This is a genomic window from Lactococcus sp. (assembly GCF_036648155.1).
In the GTDB taxonomy this organism is placed as follows: Bacteria; Bacillota; Bacilli; order Lactobacillales; family Streptococcaceae; genus Lactococcus; species Lactococcus cremoris.
The window spans coordinates 42,187-64,622 of sequence record NZ_JAVXIY010000009.1 but is presented as its reverse complement, the minus strand read 5'-3'; the positions used below and the strand labels follow the sequence as shown (position 1 = coordinate 64,622).

Genomic DNA, 22,436 nt, shown 5'->3' with positions numbered 1-22,436 from the left:
GGTAATTGTCAATGAATGACAATACACAACACGCGCTCCAGCAAGAGGAGTATCACAAACTGACCTTATGGGAGCGAGTTTCTTACGGTTTTGGCGATTTTGCCAATAACCTAACTTTTGGAACCGTAGGAGGATTTTTACTTCTTTATATGACCACGGTCAATGCGATTGGTCTTGGGATTGCTTCTGTCATTTTCGCCGTTGTTCGGATTATCAATGTCATTTGGGACCCTATGGTTGGAACATTTATCGATAAACATACATCAAAATCTGGTAAATATCGTCCTTGGATACTGCGAGCAGGAATTCCGCTCATGATTTTTGCCCTTTTACTCTTTGCCCCTTTCCCATTTGTTAAAGGAAATGTGGCTTGGGCCTTTATCATTTATTTCGTCATGGACTTGACTTACTCGGTGGTCAATATTCCTTATGGCTCTCTCAACGCTTCATTGACCCGCGATGCAGAATCTGTTGATAAATTAACTTCAACGCGTATGATGCTTGCTAATGGGGCAAACTTACTTGTCTATACCCTCTTTCCAATGTTTGTCCAAATGGCTTCACCAAAAGACAATCATCTGCAAGACACTGGACTTTTCGGTTTGAAGTTGAGTTTGGGAACTTATACAGACTCATCAGCACGAAATGCTTGGTTTTCTGTCTATCTTGTCTATGCCGTATTAGGTGCGATTGCCTTCTTTCTTTGTTATCGATTTACCAAAGAACGTGTGGTAGCCACGGCCGAACAAACAGCACAAGTTAAGACAACAGATATCTTTGTAGAACTTAAAAATAACCGCCCATTGGTTATTTTAGGACTCTTTTTCATGTTGGCTTTTACATTTATGTTCTTCATGAATACAGTTAATGGTTTCTTCAACCAATTTGTTGTTCAACATTCGCCTTGGATGGGTGCTATCGGTCTTGTATCCTCAATTCCTGGGATTGTCTTTCCAATCTTTTGGCCTCGTTTAAAGAAAATTTTTGGTAAAAAAGGCTTCTTCCATTTCTTTCTGGGAATGTTTGTTGTGGGCGAACTTTTGACTTGGGTTTGGTCAATGAATGGCATGCATGATAATTTGGCGCTTGCCTACATTGCCACTTTCCTTAAACAATGGGGCTTGACCTCTGCAACAGGATTCATGTGGGCCCTTGTTCCCGAAGTCGTTTCTTGGGGTGAGTTGAAATCTGGCCGCCGTAATGCAGCTATTATCAATGCTATCATGGGTCTATTCTTCAAAATTGGTTTTACTATTGGTGGAGCTGTACCCGCACTTTTCCTTGCACTTTACGGCTTCAACGAAAAAGCAACCACTCAAGGCGCCAGTGCTTTATCTGGAATTAATCTCACAGCCATCTGGATTCCTGCAGTTCTTGCCATTGTCTCAATGATTATCATGCAACTTTATCCAATTTCTGATAAAGATGTTAATGATATTAATCGCCAACTTGATGAAAAACGTGTTCAACTTAAAGAAGCTCAATAATTTCTAAATAAGGAGAAAAAATAAAATGTCAAAAATTCAAAATCCTGTCTTACCCGGCTTTAATGCCGACCCAAGTATTATTCGTGTAGATGATACTTATTACATTGCAAATTCAACTTTTGAATGGTTCCCCGGTGTTCGCTTACATGAATCAAAAGATTTAGAACATTGGAACCTACTTCCAAGTCCGTTGTCAACAACCACTTTGTTGGATATGAGAGGAAACTCAGCTTCAGGTGGAATCTGGGCGCCTGATTTATCTTATGCTGACGGTAAATTTTGGCTTGTTTATACAGATGTTAAGGTGGTCAATGGTGCTTTCAAGGATATGACCAATTATCTGACTACAGCAACTGATATCAATGGACCTTGGTCAGACCCACTTAAACTCAACGGTGTCGGATTTGATGCCTCGCTTTTCCATGATAAAAATGGTCGTAAATATTTAGTTCAACAAACATGGGATCACCGTGAATACAAACACCCATTTGACGGGATCACATTGACTGAGTTTGATGTGACAACAATGAAGTTACAACCTAAAACAGCTAAAACGATTTACAATGGTACAAATGTCAAATTGGTTGAAGGACCACATCTTTATCAAATTAATGATTATTATTACCTTTTTGCCGCACAAGGTGGGACAGTCTTTACCCACCAAGAAGTTGTGGCTCGCTCGAAAACGTTGGATACTTTGTCCTTTGAAACTGAACCCGGTGACCCATTTATTACAAACTTCGACACGCCTGATAATTACATTCAAAAACAAGGCCATGGTGGTCTAGTATCAACACCTCATGGTGAATGGTATTATGCTTCATTGTGTGCCCGCCCTTGGAATCATGAAAATGAATCAAGCACAGACCCTCGTGGTTGGAGTTCTTTAGGACGTGAAACCTCTATCCAAAAAGTGGAATGGGACGAAGCTGGCTGGCCTCGTATTGTCGGAGGACATGGTGGAACAACTTTTGTTGAAGGACCAAAAGACGCGATTAAAACGCTTGCACCTGCTGACCACAGTCAAAAAGATGATTTTGCAAGTTCGACTTTGGATATCAACTGGAATACTTTACGGGTACCATTTACTGAAAAAATGGGCTCGGTTGGAAATGGCAAGTTAACATTGATTGGTCAGGGTTCATTGGCAAATAATTTTGATTTATCATTGATTGCGCGACGCTGGCAAGCCTTCTACTTTGATGCTCAAGTCAAAGTCAAATTTGACCCATTTTCTTATCAACAAATGGCTGGTTTGACCAACTATTATAATGACCGTCATTGGAGCTTTGCCTTTATCACTTGGAATGAAATCAATGGCGCAGTCATTGAAGTGGGCGAAAACAATCGCGGCAATTACACGTCTTATTTGAAAGATAAGGCCATTAAAATTCCTGACGGGACTGAATATGTCTGGTTCCGCACCAAAGTCCGTAAAGAATCATATTCTTATGAATATAGTTTTGACGGCAAAAAATTTATAGAAATTCCTGTAGTCCTAGACGCAGCAGTCCTTTCAGATGATTATGTGCTACAAACTTATGGTGGATTCTTCACTGGAGCCTTTGTAGGACTTGCTGCCGTAGATTATTCTGGATATGATAAACAAGCTGAATTTTATGATTTTGAGTACAAAGAATTGGGCGACAAACTTTTGTCAGACGGTTCTTACACTTGGAAAGCCAGCGAATCAAGATTTGACTAAATAATATAAATCCTGTTATGACTGCCATGACAGGATTTTTAGGAGGAATGATGAAGTATTTTACATTGAATAATGGACTGGAAATTCCTGCGGTTGGATTTGGCTCAGTGCTTGAAAGTGATGTGGCAAATTTTGAGGAAGTCTATGAAAATGCATGGTCTGCAGGCTACCGACTTTTTGATACGGCCGCCAGTTATGGCAACCAAATAGCTCTTGGAAAATGGCTGAAAAATTATGACCATCCTCGAAAAGAATATTTTCTGACTGGAAAAGTGGCCCAATCTGAACAAGGCTACGGAAAAACGCTGTCAGCATTTCAAAAAACACTGACAGAATTGCAAACGGATTATTTGGATTTGTACTTAATCCATTGGCCAAAGGAAAAGCCTTTTTTTGAAACTTGGAAAGCCTTGGAACACTTATATGATGAGGGCATGGTACGAGCCATTGGTCTATCAAATTTTGAGGCCAATCATCTGGACCGTTTACTGACGAAAGCAAAAATCATGCCAGCAGTCGACCAATTGGAAACACACCCTTATTTCTCAAATCATATCACGCATGATTATCTTGAAAAGTTGGGAATTCAGCATCAGGCTTGGAGTCCGCTCGGTCATGGTGGTCAAGAATTGACTGACCCAGTTATCAAAAATTTAGCTGAAAAATATGATAAATCAACGGGGCAAATCATTCTGCGCTGGCTCTATCAAAAAGGAGTGGCAACGATTCCCAAATCGACGAATACGAATCGGCAAAAGCAAAATATTAATCTATTTGATTGGGCGCTGACGGCAAGAGATGAGCAGTTGATTGACTTATTACAAAGAGGCGAACGCGTCATGGGTGCGCCTGATGAAAATTATTCTGCTGACAGATGGTAAAAACGACAACAAATTTTTGGAGGGAAAATGAACAAAGAATTAACTGACGAAGAAATTTCAAGACTTGGCCAATTGTCTATTTTTGACAAAGTGAAAAATGGCGATTGGTACCAATTTAGCAAAGAAAAGCAATTACAAGAAATTGTTAAAAGAAGTAGTCAAAAAATCTCTGAAATTAATGACAAAGCAAAAGAAAATTTTGATGAGGCCAGAAAATTACTGACAGAGTTTTTACCAAATCTGTCAGCAAGTACAGAAATTTATTTTCCAATCACGAGTTTAGAATATCCAGAATATTTTTCAATTGGTACTGACAGCTTTGTTAATTCTGGCTTACAGGTCATCAGTGCTGGAAAAATTACGATTGGCAAGCATTGCTTTATTGGGCCGAACTGTCAATTATTTACGGTCAATCATCACAGCACAGACAAGTTGCTTAGGCGTGCGGCTTGGCAATATGATGCTCCAATCACAATCGGTGACGATTGTTGGTTAGGTGGGTCAGTGATTATTTTGCCCGGTGTTACTTTGGGGGATGATGTTGTCGTTGGCGCTGGCAGCGTTGTGACCAAATCATTTCCCAGTCATTCTATGATTGCAGGAAATCCTGCGCGTCTTTTGAAAAAATAAATCTGTCAGTGAAAATACTCCTAATCAGGAGTATTTTTTATTTTAAAATAAGCAACATTTCCTTTTTAAAATATCAAGCATTACAAGAAAAAGAAGCCAGGAAGCGCTATCATTTATAGGTGATAACAAGCAAGGATAACTTGCAAATAAAAATTAAGGAGTTACTATCATGAGAAAACTTTCTCCCACTTTCATCTACTTTTTTGGTGCTTTAGGTGGATTATTATTTGGCTATGACACTGGGGTCATCTCAGGTGCTTTGCTTTTCATTGAAAAAGAGAGCTGGCAGGTCAGCTCTTGGGCTTGGATGGAAGGTTGGATTACAGCAGCCGTTTTGATTGGTGCAGTAATCGGTGCCGTGGTCATTGGCCCAATGAGTGACCGTTTCGGTCGGAAACGTCTCTTGCTCTTGTCAGCAATTATCTTTTTCATCGGAGCTTTAGGTTCTGGACTTTCAAACAGTGCCGAATTTCTTATTATTTCACGTATTATTTTGGGGATGGCCGTTGGGTCGGCTTCGGCCTTAGTTCCAACTTATCTGTCAGAACTTTCGCCAGCAAAAATTCGTGGTGGCGTATCAACCATGTTCCAATTGATGATTATGACTGGGATTTTGCTCGCTTATATCTCAAATTATGCTTTAAAAGGTGTTTCAGGAAATTGGCATTGGATGCTTGGTTTAGCGACTGTTCCAGCGGCTTTATTATTTATTGGTGGCCTATTTTTACCAGAATCTCCTCGTTTTCTTCTACGTCATGATGATGAAAAAGGCGCTCGTGAAATCTTGGGAATGATTAATGATGATCCAACTTCAATTGAAGCCGAAATTTCTGATATTCAACTGATGGCCAAAGAAGAAAAACAAGGAGGCTTGCAAGAGCTTTTTGGTAAAATGTCACGTCCGGTTTTGATTATGGCAATCGGACTTGCGGTTTTCCAACAAGTCATGGGTTGTAATACAGTATTATATTTTGCCCCATCAATCTTCGTTTCAGTCGGTTTCGGAGCGAGCGCAGCACTCTTAGCCCATATCGGGATTGGGATTTTCAATGTGATTGTGACCTATATTGCCATGCGAGTCATGGATAAAGTCAATCGCCGTTGGATGCTCAATTTTGGGGCTTGGGGAATGGGAATTTCACTTGTTTTGATGTCTGTCGGCATGATTTTAGCGGAAAATGCTCATATTGGTTTTGGTAAATATTTGGCGGTTATTGCTTTAACGGTTTATATTGCCTTCTTCTCAGCAACATGGGGTCCAGTCATGTGGGTCATGATTGGTGAATCTTTTCCACTTAAAATCCGTGGTTTAGGGAATTCATTTGGTGCTGCGGTCAATTGGGCGGCTAACTGGGTGGTGTCATTGACTTTCTTACCATTACTGTCATTCTTTGGGACGGGGAAAATCTTCCTGATTTACGCCGCTTGCTGTTTTCTTTCGATTTGGTTTACCAGTAAAAAAGTCATCGAAACAAAAGGTAAAACGCTGGAACAAATCGAAGCAGAATTGGTTCATCGGGTCCATCATTTAGAAAAAGAGTAGCAATGTTTCCCAGTGAATATATGAACAAATAATTAGAATATCAAGCACAATTGACCTATAATGAAGGAAAATCAGGAGGAAAAAATGACAGAATATAATTCAGAAGCTTATTTACAAAAGCTTGACAAATGGTGGCGTGCAGCCACTTATCTTGGAGCAGGAATGATTTTCTTGAAAGAAAATCCTTTATTCTCTGTGACAGGAACACCAATTAAAGCAGAAAATCTTAAAGCAAATCCTATTGGGCACTGGGGAACAGTTTCAGGACAAACTTTCCTCTACGCTCATGCTAATCGTCTGATTAACAAGTATAATCAAAAGATGTTTTATATGGGTGGTCCCGGTCATGGTGGACAAGCCATGGTTGTTCCATCTTATCTTGATGGTTCTTATACAGAAGCCTATCCAGAGATTACGCAAGACTTGGAAGGAATGTCACGTTTGTTTAAACGTTTCTCATTTCCCGGAGGAATTGGCTCACACATGACCGCACAAACACCTGGTTCACTCCATGAAGGTGGGGAATTGGGCTATGTTCTTTCTCATGCAACGGGTGCGATTCTTGACCAACCTGAACAAATTGCTTTTGCTGTTGTTGGGGATGGAGAAGCAGAAACTGGTCCATTGATGACCAGTTGGCACTCAATCAAATTCATTAATCCTAAAAATGACGGGGCGATTTTACCGATTCTTGATTTAAATGGTTTTAAAATTTCAAATCCTACTTTGTTTGCTCGAACTTCAGATGTGGATATTCGCAAATTCTTTGAAGGACTTGGTTACTCTCCTCGTTATATTGAAAATGATGATATTCATGATTACATGGCTTATCATAAGTTAGCAGCCGAAGTTTTTGATAAAGCCATTGAAGACATTCATCAAATTCAGAAAGAGGCGCGTGAAGATAATCGTTATCAAAATGGCGAAATCCCAGCTTGGCCCATTATTATTGCTCGTTTACCCAAAGGTTGGGGTGGTCCACGTTATAATGACTGGTCAGGACCAAAATTTGACGGTAAAGGAATGCCAATTGAGCATAGTTTCCGTGCCCACCAAGTGCCGCTGCCATTGTCATCAAAAAATATGGAAACATTGCCCGAGTTTGAAGAATGGATGACTTCTTATCAACCAGAAACCTTATTTAATACTGATGGAAGTTTGAAAGAAGAATTGCGCGATTTTGCACCAAAAGGTGACATGCGCATGGCTGCAAACCCTGTAACTAATGGTGGTGTAGATGGTTCAAACTTGGTCTTACCCGATTGGCAAGAGTTTGCAAATCCAATTTCCAAAAATAATCGTGGAAAATTACTCCCTGAAACCAATGACAATATGGATATGAATATTTTGTCAAAATATTTTGCCGAAATCGTCAAACTTAATCCGACACGTTTCCGTTTGTTTGGTCCTGACGAAACCATGTCCAACCGTTTCTGGGAAATGTTTAAAGTGACAAATCGTCAATGGATGCAAGTCATTAAAAATCCAAATGACGAATTTATCTCGCCAGAAGGTCGAATTATCGATTCTCAACTCTCAGAACACCAAGCAGAAGGTTGGCTCGAAGGCTATACTTTGACTGGACGAACAGGTGTGTTTGCAAGTTATGAATCATTCTTGCGCGTCGTAGATTCAATGTTAACTCAACATTTCAAATGGATTCGTCAAGCGTCAGACCAAAAATGGCGTCATGATTATCCATCACTTAATGTTATTTCAACTTCGACTGTTTTCCAACAAGACCATAACGGTTATACTCACCAAGACCCAGGAATGTTGACCCATTTGGCTGAAAAGAAATCTGATTTCATCAGACAGTATTTGCCAGCTGATGGAAATACTTTGCTGGCTGTATTCAATCGTGCCTTTCAAGATAGAAGTAAAATTAATCATATTGTCGCCTCTAAGCAACCTCGCCAACAATGGTTTACTAAAGAAGAAGCTGAAAAATTGGCCACTGACGGAATTGCAACCATTGACTGGGCTTCAACTGTAAAAGAAGGAGAAGCGGTTGATTTAGTCTTTGCTTCTGCAGGAGCTGAGCCAACTATTGAAACACTGGCGGCTTTACATCTTGTCAATGAAGTCTTCCCACAAGCAAAATTCCGTTATGTGAATGTGGTTGAATTAGGTCGGTTGCAAAAGAAAAAAGGAGCACTCAATCAAGAACGAGAACTCTCAGATGAAGAATTTGAAAAATATTTTGGTCCTGCAGGGACTCCGGTAATTTTTGGATTCCACGGCTATGAAGATTTAATCGAATCCATTTTCTATCAAAGAGGTCATGAAGGTTTGATTGTTCATGGCTATCGTGAAGATGGCGACATTACAACTACTTATGATATGCGGGTCTATTCTGAACTTGACCGTTTCCACCAAGCGATTGATGCCATGCAAGTGCTTTATGTCAATCGTAAAGTTAACCAAGGGTTAGCGAAAGCTTTCATTGACCGAATGGAGCGGACATTGGTTAAACATTTTGAAGTGACAAGAAATGAAGGAGTTGACATTCCCGAATTTACGGAGTGGGTTTGGTCCGACTTGAAAAAATAAGAATGATATAAAATAAAAACAGACTGATTTTAATTAATCAGTCTGTTTTTTTTTACTGACAGAATGATTATTTCAGACTTGTCAGTCATTAATTTTCTGTCAGTGAATAGGGCAATTGTTCATTTGTATAATTTTGTGGATTTGGTACAATTCCTAAATCAAATTTAAGATTTCCACCTTTCATCAGTGTTTCATGCTTGATAAAAGTATCCTTGACTTTATTGTCATTAAAAGTAAGTTTGTTGACGAAAAGTTGTTGGGGAGCATTAGGTCCTGCAAGAATACTAAGTTGCTGACCAGATGAAAGATTAAGTGTGGCCTTGTCCCAGAGTGGCATTCCAAGCACATACTGTCCAGAACCAGCAGTGACAGGATAGAATCCTAGACTTGAAAAGACATACCAAGCAGCCATTGTGCCATTGTCTTCATCTCCAGGATAACCTTTAGGGCTGTCGTTAAAAGTTTCTGTCAGTAAATTTTTGATTAAAGGAGTAGCCATCCAAGGTTTTCCAATGTAACTAAAGAGATAAGGGTAATGGAAACTTGGTTGATTTGAGATAGCGACTTGACCAAATTCGATGGCAGCCATCTCACTCATTTCGTGAATTTCAAAACCATATCCTTCAACATTAAAATTTGGACGTTGATTACAAAGTTCAATTAGTTTTTCTTCAAATTTTTCGGCTGAACCGTGTAATTTAATCAATCCAGCAAAATCATGAAGAACTGACCAAGAAGTTTGCCAAGCAGAACCCTCTGCATAATCACGGCCCCAACGAATATCTAAAAAGTCAGGTCTGAAATTTCCGTCAGCATCTTTTGCACGCATAAAGCCTGTTTCAGGGTCAAAAATATTTTGATAATTCTTAGCTTGTTGAGCATAAAAATCCGAAGTTTCTTTGTCACCAGTAACATTAGCGACTTGGGAAATACAATAATCAGAAAAAGCGTAATCTAAAGTATGGTTGACGGATTCATGATGAGTCAGTGGAACATAACCAAGTTTAAGATAGTCTTTGGTGCCACGGCGACCGTAATTAGAGTTTTCAGATTGAGAGGTTGCCCCTTTTTTCATTGCTTCCAGAAATTCAGGCATCAAGTCAGGACGGATATTTTTGCTTGCCGCATCAGCAATAACGGCATCAATCAAGGTACCGGGCATGAGACCACGTTCATCAGGAGAAAGCCATTTTGGAAGGAAGCCAGTTTCACGATAAGAGTTTAGAAAACCTTCAAGCATGTCGCCATAATGGTCAACCGCAATTAGACTATACAAAGGATAAACGGTTCGGAAAGTATCCCAGAAACCATTATTTGTATAGAGCGGGCCCGATTTAACAGTTTTTGAAGTTGTATCATAATGAATTTTTTGATGATCTAAATCAAATTCATAAAAAGTTTGTGGGAAAAGAAAAGTTCGATAAAGGTTGTGATAGAAAGTAGAAACTTCTTGTTTGTTGCCATGTTCGATTTCAATACGTGAAAAAAGTTCATTCCAAGCAGATTCAGCATTTTCTAAATAAATTTCTGCTGAATTATTTTGCTCACGTTTGAGATTGAGAGCTGCTTGTTCCTTAGAAATAAAAGAAGTAGCAAAGTGTAATTTAACTTGGTCAGCTCCTTTAAAATCTAGGCGAACTTCCCCGTCTTTACCAGACAAATCACCATTCAAAACAAAGGCTTGGTCAGCAGTAAATTTGAGATAAAAAGTGAAATTTTCATCCTCGCAGCCAGCAAAATTAATGACAGAAAGCGCTAGGCTATAATCATCAAGCTGTTGAAGCTCATAGGACCCTGGTAAATGAAGCATCAACCCATTATCTTTTACTCTTAAATTTTGGTAATTGATTGATAAGAGACCACCATACATTGAAGGAAGCAATTCAGAAGTGATTTGATAACGTAATTGAGTAACTTTAAGTTGAGTTGGATTAAAAGTTGCTTCTTCAGGGCGATAGGAACTTACCGTATGCCAAAGTGAGGTTTCAGGTAAAGGTCCGGCCACAGGGGTCATTGTGAGATGGGAGAAATCCCCCATCCAAGGACTAGGTTGGTGAGTAATCCGGTAGCCTTCAAATGTTCTGTCTTCTGGGTGGAACCACCAAGCACCACGTGCGGCACCAGTTGAAGGGGCAAAATAATTCATTCCCCAAGGAAATCCAGTATAAGGAAGACAATTTCCGTGTGAAAAAGTGGATTGGTTGGCAGTGCCGTGACGGGTATCAATTTTGTTTATTTTCATTTCAACTCCTCAGTTGTATTTCTTTTAATTAAATTGATCGAAACTTTAACATCTTTAGGTGTCTCTCCATTTTTAATCCAGTCTAAAAGTAATTCGCCAGCGATTCTTCCCATGCCAATGAAATCTTGGGCAATGGTTGTTAAAGGTGGATTTGAGAGACTTGCTGCTTGAATATCATCGAAGCCAATAATTGATATATCATTTGGAATATCAAAATGATTATTTTGTAAAGTCTTCATTGTTTGAAGGGCAACTAAATCATTTTCACAAATAAGTCCAGTAACCTCTTCATTTTGAATAAGTTCTAAGACAGAGCTTTCGGTATAAAGAGAATCATCAAGAGTTGTGTGAAATCTAATTCCCTGTTCTTTAAGGACTTTGACATATCCTAAATAACGATTTCTTGTTGTTTGCGGGTGGTGGCTATCATTGCTGGCTACAAAAGCGATTCGCTTATGACCAAGTTCTAACAGGGCTTGAGCCGCTTGTTCACCTCCATTGAAGTTATCTGAGGAAACACATGGAAAACCGAGGTCATAGATTTGTTTATCCAATAGAACGACAGGAAAATTTTGCAAGGAAAGTTCTAATAAGATATCTAAATAATCTTCTGTATACATTGGATAATAAATCAAACCATCAAAGTTTTCTTTAATATCATCTGCGGTATTTTCCTTGAGGTAGCTAGCATAAGTAATAAAAACGGTTGTATCTTCAACTTTTAAAGCAGGAACTAAACCATGTGTGAAATCTCCAAATGACATTCCTTCAAAAGGAATGATAAAGAGGACACGTTTAAGGAGTTTTGTGTGATTTTTGTTAAGCTCTTGAACAAAAGTTCCCTTTCCTCGGGTTCTACTGACAAGTCCTAATTGTTCTAAATCAGTCAAAGCTCTTTTAGCAGTAATGCGACTGACTGAATAAGTCTCTGAGAGTTCTTTTTCAGTGGGGAGCTGGTCTCCAGATTTGAATGTTTTTGTGATAATCTTTTGCTTCAAATCATCGGAAATCTGCTGATAGAGTGGTAAGCTCATAGAAATATCCCTTTGTATTTTATTTGATATACCATATTTTACTCTTTTTTACGGAAAAAACAAGTCTTTTACTATGAAAATCAATAAAAAAACAAGAAGTTGGCGAGTAATATTCAGAAAAAATAAAAATAAATAACATAATTAACCTTATTTTAATAAAAAAGCGCTTGCAAAATAGAAAAAAATATATTAAAATAACCTTAAATGATATATCAAATGAATTTAAAAGGAGATGCAGTGAAAGCAAATATTCCAAAATCCGTTGAAAAGTTTATGGATGAGATAAGAGAGCTTTGTGGAGAAGAACATAAAGAGTGGGCTCTAAACTTTAATCATTCTTTCTCAAATACACTCGAAACTACTTTGAGAGTGCATGATGACGGGACAACCTTTCTTTTAACGGGTGATATTCCAGCAATGTGGTTACGTGATTCAACGGCTCAAATGCGACCTTATTTGGTTCTTGCGCGTGAAGATGAAGAAATTCGAGATTTGATTGTTGGTTTAATAAAAAAACAAATGATATATATTAATTTGGATCCTTATGCTAATGCTTTTAATGAAAGTGAAAATTTTGCAGGACATCAAGGAGATCATACCAACTTTAATGAACATAAAGGTTGGATTTGGGAAAGAAAATATGAGATTGATTCCCTTTGTTACCCTATTCAACTGGCTTACTTACTTTATAAAAACACAGGTTACACGGCTCATTTTGATAAAGCATTTATCAAAGCAGTCGAAAATACATTGTCTGTTTTTAAAACGGAACAAAATCATGAATCTTCTCCCTATAATTTCGTTCGAGATACCGACCGCAAGGAAGACACCTTGATAAGAAATGGACGAGGAGCTAAGACGGCTTATACTGGGATGATTTGGTCTGGTTTTAGACCGAGTGATGATGCTTGTGAGTATGGTTATTTGGTTCCATCAAATATGTTTGCAGTCGTTGTTTTGGATTATATCAAAGAAATATTTACTGATCTTCTTTCTAATGAAGAAATTGCAAAAGAAGCAGAAACTCTTAGAAATGAAATTCAAGAGGGATTGGAAAAATTTGCTAAAGTTAAAAATAAAGAAGGCGAAGAAATTTGGGCTTATGATGTTGATGGTTTAGGAAATTCGACCTTAATGGATGATAGTAATGTTCCTAATTTGATTGCAGCTCCTTATTTAGGATTTTGCGACGTTGAAGATGAAGCTTACCTGAAAACAAGACAAACTTTATTGAGCAAAGAAAATCCTTATTACTATGAAGGAAAATATGCTAGAGGAATCGGCTCTAGTCATACTCCAGAAAATTACGTTTGGCCAATTGCCTTAGCAATGGAAGGGATGACCACAAATGATAAGGCAGAAAAAGAAAGAATCTTAAACCATTTGGTTGAAACAGACGCTGGAACACATTTGATGCATGAAGGTTTTGATGTAAATAATCCCAAAAACTACACGAGAGAATGGTTTAGCTGGGCAAATATGATGTTTTGCGAATTAGTGATGGATTATTTCGATATCCGAATTACAAAATAAGTTAGTAAGATAGAACTTGGAAAGATAGAACTTTATGAAAAAGAAAACAGTACATATCATCTCCCATAGCCACTGGGACCGAGAATGGTATATGGCTTATGAAGAACATCATATGCGTTTGGTTAACTTGGTAGATGATTTGCTTGACTTGTTTGAAAAAGACCCTGATTTTGACAGTTTTCACTTGGATGGTCAAACGATTATTTTAGATGACTATTTGCAAGTCCGTCCCGAACGTCGTGAAGAAGTAGAAGCTGCTATTTCAGAAGGAAAATTGAGAATTGGGCCATTTTACATTTTGCAAGATGACTTCCTGATTAGCTCTGAATCAAATGTCCGTAATATGCTTGTTGGACGTAAAGAATCTGAGCGCTGGGGGGCTCCCGTTGAACTAGGTTATTTCCCTGATACTTTTGGAAATATGGGTCAAACGCCTCAGATGATGAAAGGAGCAGGCCTTAATGCTGCAGCCTTTGGCCGCGGGGTGAAACCAATTGGTTTTGATAACCAAGTTTTGGAACAATCAGAAGAAGCTTATAGTTCACAATTTTCAGAAATGTGGTGGGAAGGCCCTGACGGGACAAGAATTCTTGGAATTTTGTTTGCCAATTGGTACTCAAATGGGAATGAAATCCCTGCTGAAAAAGCAGCAGCTCTTGACTTTTGGAATCAAAAACTAGCAGATGTTGAAAAATTTGCGTCAACCTCACACCTTTTAATGATGAATGGTGTAGACCATCAGCCAGTTCAAAAAGATTTGAGTCAAGCCATTCGCTTAGCAAATGAACTTTTCCCAGATTATGAGTTTGTTCATTCTAATTGGCCAAATTATCTGGAAGCTGTAAGGTCAGATTTGCCTGAAAACTTATCGACAGTAACTGGTGAGTTGACTTCGCAAGAAACGGATGGTTGGTATACTTTAGCAAATACAGCTTCAAGTCGAGTATATCTCAAACAATGGAATACAAAGGTTGAGCGTCAACTAGAAAACATCACAGAACCTCTTGCAAGCTTAGCTTATCGAGTAACTGGTGATTATCCGCATGATAAATTGACTTATGCGTGGAAAACTTTGATGCAAAATCATCCACATGACAGTATCTGTGGCTGCTCTGTTGATGAAGTGCATCGTGAGATGATGACACGTTTTGAAAAAGCAAATGAAGTGGGTAAATACCTTGCCAATGATGCTTTGTTTGAACTGGCTAAAGTGATTGATTTTGAAGGGGAACATCCTTTTGTCGTCTTTAATACAGCAGGTTATTCTAAAACAGGCGAGGCCGAAATTGAAGTGGTCTTAGAGCGTAAATTCTTTAAAGATGGAATTCCTGAGAAACTTTACGATGAACTAAAGGGCAAACAAAAAGCAACCTATAAAGTAATTAATCGTGAAGGTCAAGAAATTCCGGCTGAAATCAGTGAAGAAGAAGTGTTATTTGATTATGATTTACCCAAAGACCGTTTCCGCGTTCCCTATATGAAACGATTTGTTAAGGTGAAATTATTCTTACATGAAATGAGTCCTTTATCTTGGGAAACCTATGATTTAGTACTTACTGACAGTTCTGTCAGTAATCATGAGAGCATGATTTTAGGTCAAACCATTGAAAATGATCGTTTGAAATTGACAGTTAATCATAATGGAAGCTTGAGTATTTTTGATAAGTCACTTAATAAAGTCTTTAAAGATTTATTAGTTTTTGAGGATACGGGTGATATCGGAAATGAGTATATTTATTTCCAACCTAAAAATACACAAGCCATTCTTTCTACTGACAGCCAAGCTGAATTCTCAATTGTTACTGACAGAGCAGAAATTGCCGAAGTTCAGATTAAACAAATACTGATGATTCCTGAATCTGCTGACGATTTGCTTGATGAGGAACAAAAAAAGGTCTTGGAATTCCGTTATCGAAATGCTGGACGTTCTGATAAACTTTTGCCTTTAGAAGTAAACACAAAAATTACAGTCCGCAAAGATTCTAAAAAAGTTGATTTTGAAACAAGCATTGATAATCAAATGAAAGACCATCGTCTTCGGGTCTTATTCCCAGCAGGATTGACGGCTGAGACTCATGAGGCTGACAGTATTTATGAAGTAGTCACACGACCAAACCAAATGCCTGAAACGTGGGAAAATCCAACCAATCCTCAACATCAGCAAGCCTTTGTTAATCTTCATAATGAAGAATACGGGCTGACAATTGGTAATTTTGGTTTAAATGAATATGAAGTTACTGACAGCGCAAATATTGCCCTAACTTTACTTAGAGGAGTTGGAGAACTTGGTGATTGGGGTTACTTCCCAACACCAGAAGCTCAAACTTTGGGACAACATACTTTTAACTACAGTTTAGAATTTCACGGTCAGCCTTGCGAACGTTATGAAACTTACCAACATGCTTATGTTGCTCAGGTTCCATTTTCAACCGTGGAGTTGACAGACTCGTCAGTAAAAAAATTGCCGTCAGCAGGTAAAATATTAGAAATTGATAATGATAAATTTGCTATCACGGCATTGAAACGTCGCGAATCAGATAATGGTCTAGTTTTACGAGGCTACAATATGTCTGGTCAACCATTAAATTTACATCTTGAAGAAGAAACAAGAATCCTAAATCTGCTTGAAGATGAAATGAAAGAAGCAGACATGCAAAAAGAAATTGCAGCTCACGAAATTCGGACTTTATTGATTAAGGAGAAAAATCAATGAATAAATTTTTTCGGAATATTTGGCGCTATAAAGCGCTGATACTCATGGCTATTCCAGGTGCAATTTGGATGATATTCTTTTTCTACATTCCAGTTTTTGCAAATATTGTGGCCTTCAAAGATTTTCACATTGACCCAGATGGATTTTTGGCCAGTTTAACCAATAGTCCTTGGGTCGGATTTAAAAACTTTGAATTCCTCTTTTCTTCCGGTGCAGCTTTTGATATCACAAGAAATACGGTGCTTTACAATGTTGGCTTCATCAGTCTTAACCTGATTATCTCCATTGCTTTTGCCGTTATCATGAGTGAGTTAAGAAACAAGAAATTAGTAAAAATTTACCAAACCATGTCACTTCTTCCTTACTTCCTTTCATGGGTTGTTATTTCCTACTTTGTTTATGCCTTCTTGGCACCAGGAAATAAAGGGATTTTCAACCAAATGATTATGCATAATGGAGGGATGCCAGTCAATTGGTATCAAGAACCAAAATACTGGGTCTTCATTATCCTCTTCATTGGTGTTTGGAAAGGAATTGGCTATAACTCAATTATCTACTTTGCAACAGTAATGGGAATCAATCCAACATATTATGAAGCAGCGATGGTTGATGGGGCCACTAAGTGGCAACAAATCAAGAATATTACTATTCCCCAAGTTGTTCCACTTATGACAATTTTGACAATCTTGGCGGTCGGAAATATCTTCCGTGCCGACTTCGGTCTTTTCTATAATGTTCCGCGTCAATCCGGTGCTTTAACACCAGTCACACAAGTTCTTGATACCTATATCTATAATGGATTAGCGAATACTGGTGACTTAGGAATGGCAACGGCGGCGGCCCTTTATCAATCTGTTGTAGGATTTATTCTCTTAATGATTACAAACTTCTTTGCTCGCAGACTTGATAATGATTCAGCCTTATTCTAAGAAAGGGGGAAGCTAATAGGTCGAGCCTTTTACTAAACTTGAAAGCTAATAAATATGAAAAAGAAAAAAATAGCCTCATTATCTGTTCGGGGATTTAATCGTCCGGTGAACTTTATCTTCAATATTGTGATTGCAATCTTTGCCATCTCATGTGTCTTGCCTTTCCTCTTTGTCTTAGCGATTTCTCTGACAAAAGAATCTTCACTACAACAATTTGGTTATAGTTTTTGGCCAAGAGAATGGAGCTTTTATGCTTATCGGTTCTTATTTGACCAAATGAAAGACAAGATGTTGCAATCACTCTTTGTAACGGTACTTGTAACAGTTTTAGGAACTGCGATAAACTCAACAGCAACTTCACTTTATGCTTATGCAATTTCCAGAAACAACTTTCCTTACCGTCGTTTCTTTACCATCTTTTGTTTGATCACCATGTTATTTTCTCCAGGGATGATTGCTAACTATTTGGTAATGACTAACCTTTTACAATTAAAAGATACAATTTGGGCATTAATTTTACCAATGGCCGTTTCGCCATTTAACATCATCGTTATGCGGACTTTCTTCAAACGTTCGGTTCCAGATTCAATCATTGAATCCGCGCGAATTGACGGAGCAAGTGAACTTAGAATTTTCATGCAAATTGTTCTTCCTTTAGCAGTACCTGGAATTGCGACTATTTCGCTTTTCGCAGCCTTAGGCTACTGGAATGACTGGTTTAATGCTTTACTTTATATTTCAAATGATAAATTAATTCCATTGCAATATCTATTGATGAAAGTTCAAAACAATCTACAATTTTTAACGCAAAATGCAGGAGCAGGTTCACAGATAGCCGGAGGATTAGCGGCTCTTCCTGGAGAATCAGCCCGTATGGCAATTGTTATTATTTCAACTTTACCAATTGCAATTAGTTATCCATTCTTCCAACGTTATTTCGTCAAAGGTTTGACCATTGGTGGTGTTAAGGAATAATTAAAGCTCTGCTTAGTTAGCAGAGTAAATTTAGACGCTTAAAGAAAGCGCAAACATTAATAAAGTTAAAAAAATTGGGGAAACCCTAAAGGAGCATAATCTAATGAAAAATTATCAAAAAGTTGCACTTGGTACCGTATCAGTGCTTGCAGCCTTTACACTTGTGGCTTGTGGTTCATCTGCAAAGTCAAAAAGCGGTTCTGGTAACACCACTTTGCATATGTACCAAATTGGTGATAAACCAGACAATTACACGGAATTAATGGCTAACGCTAACAAAATTCTCGAGAAAAAAGCTGGAGTAAAATTGGACATTAGCTATATTGGATGGGGGGATTACGCGCAAAAAATGAACGTTATCGTTTCCTCTGGTGAAGCTTATGATATTGCCTTTGCTCAAGATTACGCTACGAATGCAGCTAAGGGAGCATTTGCTGATTTGACTGATTTGGCTCCTAAATATGCTAAAACGGCTTATAATGAGTTAAATCCAGCTTATATTAAAGGAAATAAAATTAATGGTAAGCTCTATGGTTACCCTGTAAATGGTAATATTTATGCTCAACAAGTCATTACATTTAATAAGCAATATTTGGATAAATATAACCTCTCTATTGACGGAGTTAACTCATTTGCTTCAGCCGAAAAAGTAATTGAAGAATTCCATAAAAAAGAACCTAATGTTGCAGCCTTTGCTATTGGTCAAGGATTCAAAACACCAGGTAATGTTGACTATGTTCTTGGAAATGGATTGCCATTTGCTGTAGATACAACAGGAGATGGTAAAAAAATCCAAAATGTTTATGATATCCCATCATACATTGACAATTTGAAGAAAATGCATGATTACTATACTAAAGGTCTGATTCCAGCCGATGCCGCAACTTCAAATACTGCTTTTGACTTGAACTCAAATAACTGGTTCGCTCGTGTTGAAACACAAGGTCCATACGATTATGGCGATACTATTTTAACGCAAGCAGCTGGACAAACGCTTGTTTCTAAAGCAGTTACTGAACCTTTGATTACAACTGACCAAGCGCGTGTAGCTAACTTCGTTGTTTCTAATACCTCTAAACATAAAGAAGATGCCGTTAAAGTATTGGGTCTAATCAATAGTGATGCTGAACTTTTAAATGGCTTAGTTTATGGTGTTGAAGGACAACAATGGGAAAAAACAGGCGATAAGAAAATTAAATTACTCCCTTCATACAGTGAAGGAGTAAAACACATGGCGGCTTGGAATACAGGAAACAATGCTATTCTTTACACTACAGATGCAGTGACAAATGATATGATTACGAAACGTGACCAATCAATTAAAGATGCTAAAGTTTCACCATTGCTCGGCTTTACTTTTGACCAATCAAAAGTGAAATCTGAAATTTCTAACTTGTCAAATGTGATGAGCCAATATTTAGACCAATTGAATACAGGTTCTGTTGCCCCTGTTCAAACTTTACCTAAACTCAAAGCTGAGTTGAAAAAAGCAGGTTATGACAAAGTTCAAAAAGAAATGCAAAGTCAATATGATACTTATCTTAAGAATAAATAAGAGGTAAACTAATCCAAGATCTCCTTTCTAAATTCATTTTGAAACTAGTTTGGAGGTCTTATTTTATTTGAAATTATTATGGAAAAAGGACTATTAGTAGATCTTGGACGGAAGTATTGGTCATTAAAAGAATTAAAAAACTTAATACTTTTACTCCAAGAACACAAATTGACTCACTTACAACTTCATCTGAATGAAAATGAAGGTTTTGCTTTAAATTTTACTGACAGTTTGGTCAGTAAAAGCTATTCATACAGTGAAATAAAGGAGCTTAGAGCTTTTGCAAAGCAGCATGAAATTACACTAATTCCTGATTTTGATAGCCCAGGTCACATGAGCCATTTACTAAAATCAAAACCGGAATTTGCTTTACCTGACACTAATCAACAAGCCGTTGATGTCACTAATCAAGCAGCTATTGATTGGCTTTTGAAAATTATTGATGAGATAATTGATTTTTTCCAGATTCAAAGATTTTTCATATTGGTGGCGATGAATTTATTGATTTCCGTCAGATTGAAAACTATCCTTATTTGCTTGAAAAAGCACGTCAAAAATATGGTTCTGAGGCAAGAGGTTTAGAGTATTATTATGAATACATTAACCAGTTGGCAAGACATTTAAGTCAAAAAGGAAAACGAGTCCGTATTTGGAATGATGGTTTTTTGCGAAAAGATAAGCAAAGTTTAATTCCATTGACCAAAGAAGTTGAAGTTTGCTATTGGACAAACTGGGAAAAGGGAATGGCTGATGTCAAAGAATGGCTATCTGCGGGATACTCCCTGATTAATTTTTGTGACAATGACCTTTATTACGTTTTGGGAGAACAAGCAGGATATTCCTATCCAACTGCAAAAAAACTAGAAAATGAGGGAAATATTCAAAAATTTTCTGGTCAGCAATGGTTAAATAAAAACGAAATGAAGTCTGTCAGAGGAACTTACTTTTCAATTTGGGCAGATGAGCCTAATGCCAAGTCTGTCAGTGAAATATTAGATGAACTCACAAAAATACTTCCAATCTTTACGAAAACTTATGGAGAAAAATAATGAAAAATTGGTGGAAAAAGGCTGTCATTTATCAAGTTTACCCTCGCTCTTTCAAAGATTCAAATGATGATGGAGTGGGCGATATCAATGGAATTACTGAGCAACTAGATTATCTTAAAAAGCTAGGAATAGATGCCATTTGGCTTTCGCCGCTCTATCAATCTCCTATGGTCGATAATGGCTATGATATCAGTGATTACTATAAAATAGACCCATTATTTGGAAAAATGAGTGATTTTGATGAACTTTTAGAAAAAGCTAAAAATATTGGGATTCGACTTATCATGGATTTAGTGGTGAATCATACTTCTAACCAGCATTTGTGGTTTAAAGAAGCCAGAAAATCTAAAGATAATTCCAAAAGAGATTATTATATATGGCGTGATCAGCCTGTGGGTGAGCGCAGAAATTGGACCTATGATTCAAGCACTCAGCAATATTATTTTCATCTTTTTAGCCCTCAACAACCAGATTTAAATTGGGAAAATGAGGAACTTCGCAAAGAAATTTATAAGATGATGAATTTTTGGTTGGATAAGGGAATAAGCGGTTTTAGATTAGATGTGATTGACCTGATTGGGAAACAACCAGATCAGGGAATTACGGTTAATGGTCCCAAACTTCATGAGTATTTAAAAGAGATGAATTTAGCAACTTTTGGAGATAAAGATTGTTTGACCGTTGGCGAAGCTTGGTCAAGTTCACCAGAATTAGCAAAATTATACAGTAGTCCTAATCGTCAGGAACTTTCAATGGTATTTGGATTTTGGCATTTATTGACTTCGGCAGGAAATGGCAATAAGTGGGAAAAATTACCTTTAAACGTTTCAAAATTAAAAGAAGCGATGGCGGCTTGGCAAAAACTGAATCCGAATGAGGCTTGGAACTCTCTCTTTTTAGGAAATCATGATTTACCACGAATTGTATCATTTTGGGGAGATGAAGGAGAAAATAGAGAAAAATCAGCCAAAGCCTTTGCAATTCTCTTTCATTTGATGCGTGGGACACCATTTATTTATCAAGGAGAAGAGTTAGGCATGACCAATTTTCCATTTGAAAACCTGTCAGAAATTAACGACCTTGAATCCCATGAATATTTTACTGACAAGAAAAATGAAGGAAAAACGGAAGCAGAAATCATAAAAATTTTACGAGAAATGAGTCGGGACAATGCGAGGACGCCCATGCAATGGACAAGTGAGCAAAAGGCTGGTTTTACAAATGGTAAACCTTGGCTGACTGTTAATCCTAATACCACAGAAATCAATGCAAACCAAGCTTTAAGTGATTCTGACTCTATTTTTTACACTTATCAAAAGTTAATTGAACTTCGTCACAAAGAAGATTGGTTAGTAGAAGCAGACTTTGAATTAATCGAAACTACTGACAGAATCTTTGCTTACTTAAGAAAAACAGGGACAAGAAGTTTTCTTGTTCTGGCAAATTTATCAAAATCACCACAGCATTTTCAAAGTTCTTATGTCAAAAAAAATGAGATTATCAGTAATGACAAATTTCCAAATTTACTGACAGACTTAGAAATTAAACCTTGGCAAGCTTTTGCTCTGGAAATTGAAAATGTTGATTAATAAATTTTATTGGAGGAT

At 37.6% G+C, this 22,436-nt stretch carries 16 protein-coding genes; 14 read left to right on the top strand and 2 right to left on the bottom strand.

What is annotated here, in order from left to right:
- The first annotated feature begins 11 nt into the window (after positions 1 to 11).
- The 6 genes from RSC39_RS09920 (at position 12) to RSC39_RS09895 (ending at position 8,799) form a co-directional block, all read left to right on the top strand.
- Positions 12 to 1,487 carry an MFS transporter gene (locus tag RSC39_RS09920; RefSeq protein WP_332536893.1) on the top strand — a complete coding sequence of 492 codons (1,476 nt, stop codon included), beginning with the start codon at positions 12 to 14 and terminating at the stop codon, positions 1,485 to 1,487.
- 25 nt (positions 1,488 to 1,512) lie between these two features.
- On the top strand, positions 1,513 to 3,192 hold the full coding sequence (locus RSC39_RS09915; RefSeq protein WP_332536891.1) for a glycoside hydrolase family 43 protein: 1,680 nt from the start codon (positions 1,513 to 1,515) through the stop codon (positions 3,190 to 3,192).
- 50 nt (positions 3,193 to 3,242) lie between these two features.
- Positions 3,243 to 4,073 carry an aldo/keto reductase gene (locus RSC39_RS09910; protein WP_332536889.1) on the top strand — a complete coding sequence of 277 codons (831 nt, stop codon included), beginning with the start codon at positions 3,243 to 3,245 and terminating at the stop codon, positions 4,071 to 4,073.
- 27 nt (positions 4,074 to 4,100) lie between these two features.
- Positions 4,101 to 4,703: a sugar O-acetyltransferase gene (locus RSC39_RS09905; RefSeq protein ID WP_063282233.1), complete on the top strand. Its 603-nt coding sequence runs from the start codon at positions 4,101 to 4,103 to the stop codon at positions 4,701 to 4,703.
- Between the two features lie 169 nt (positions 4,704 to 4,872).
- Positions 4,873 to 6,246 (top strand): sugar porter family MFS transporter, encoded by a 1,374-nt coding sequence (locus tag RSC39_RS09900; RefSeq protein WP_063282232.1) that lies wholly within the window; start codon positions 4,873 to 4,875, stop codon positions 6,244 to 6,246.
- Positions 6,247 to 6,330: 84 nt separating this feature from the next.
- On the top strand, positions 6,331 to 8,799 hold the full coding sequence (locus RSC39_RS09895; protein WP_332536885.1) for a phosphoketolase family protein: 2,469 nt from the start codon (positions 6,331 to 6,333) through the stop codon (positions 8,797 to 8,799).
- Positions 8,800 to 8,887: 88 nt separating this feature from the next.
- Here RSC39_RS09895 and RSC39_RS09890 read toward each other — a convergent pair whose 3' ends face one another.
- Entirely contained in the window at positions 8,888 to 11,041 is a 2,154-nt protein-coding gene (locus RSC39_RS09890; protein WP_332536883.1) for a GH92 family glycosyl hydrolase, read from the bottom strand.
- Entirely contained in the window at positions 11,038 to 12,075 is a 1,038-nt protein-coding gene (locus tag RSC39_RS09885) for a LacI family DNA-binding transcriptional regulator (RefSeq protein ID WP_332536881.1), read from the bottom strand. The genes RSC39_RS09890 and RSC39_RS09885 overlap by 4 nt, the downstream gene beginning before the upstream one ends.
- A gap of 216 nt (positions 12,076 to 12,291) precedes the next feature.
- On the opposite strand from RSC39_RS09885, the gene RSC39_RS09880 reads away from it, so the two are divergent.
- The 8 genes from RSC39_RS09880 (at position 12,292) to RSC39_RS09845 (ending at position 22,418) form a co-directional block, all read left to right on the top strand.
- Positions 12,292 to 13,608, top strand: a complete 1,317-nt coding sequence (locus tag RSC39_RS09880) for a glycoside hydrolase family 125 protein (RefSeq protein ID WP_332536879.1) — start codon at positions 12,292 to 12,294, stop codon at positions 13,606 to 13,608.
- A 34-nt stretch (positions 13,609 to 13,642) separates the two neighbouring features.
- Positions 13,643 to 16,321: an alpha-mannosidase gene (locus tag RSC39_RS09875; protein ID WP_332536877.1), complete on the top strand. Its 2,679-nt coding sequence runs from the start codon at positions 13,643 to 13,645 to the stop codon at positions 16,319 to 16,321.
- Positions 16,318 to 17,250, top strand: coding sequence for a sugar ABC transporter permease (locus RSC39_RS09870; RefSeq protein ID WP_043735144.1), 933 nt, complete (start codon positions 16,318 to 16,320; stop codon positions 17,248 to 17,250). The genes RSC39_RS09875 and RSC39_RS09870 overlap by 4 nt, the downstream gene beginning before the upstream one ends.
- 54 nt (positions 17,251 to 17,304) lie before the next feature.
- Complete coding sequence (locus tag RSC39_RS09865; protein ID WP_021037468.1) at positions 17,305 to 18,225, top strand: carbohydrate ABC transporter permease; 921 nt, start codon at positions 17,305 to 17,307, stop codon at positions 18,223 to 18,225.
- Positions 18,226 to 18,328: 103 nt separating this feature from the next.
- On the top strand, positions 18,329 to 19,780 hold the full coding sequence (locus tag RSC39_RS09860) for an ABC transporter substrate-binding protein (RefSeq protein WP_332536873.1): 1,452 nt from the start codon (positions 18,329 to 18,331) through the stop codon (positions 19,778 to 19,780).
- A 78-nt stretch (positions 19,781 to 19,858) separates the two neighbouring features.
- A complete protein-coding gene (locus RSC39_RS09855) occupies positions 19,859 to 20,362 on the top strand; it encodes a family 20 glycosylhydrolase (RefSeq protein ID WP_332536871.1) in 504 nt (167 codons plus the stop codon).
- A complete protein-coding gene (locus RSC39_RS09850; protein ID WP_332536983.1) occupies positions 20,254 to 20,829 on the top strand; it encodes a family 20 glycosylhydrolase in 576 nt (191 codons plus the stop codon). Before RSC39_RS09855 ends, RSC39_RS09850 begins: the two co-directional genes overlap by 109 nt.
- Complete coding sequence (locus RSC39_RS09845) at positions 20,826 to 22,418, top strand: alpha-glucosidase (RefSeq protein ID WP_332536981.1); 1,593 nt, start codon at positions 20,826 to 20,828, stop codon at positions 22,416 to 22,418. The genes RSC39_RS09850 and RSC39_RS09845 overlap by 4 nt, the downstream gene beginning before the upstream one ends.
- Positions 22,419 to 22,436 lie beyond the last annotated feature (18 nt).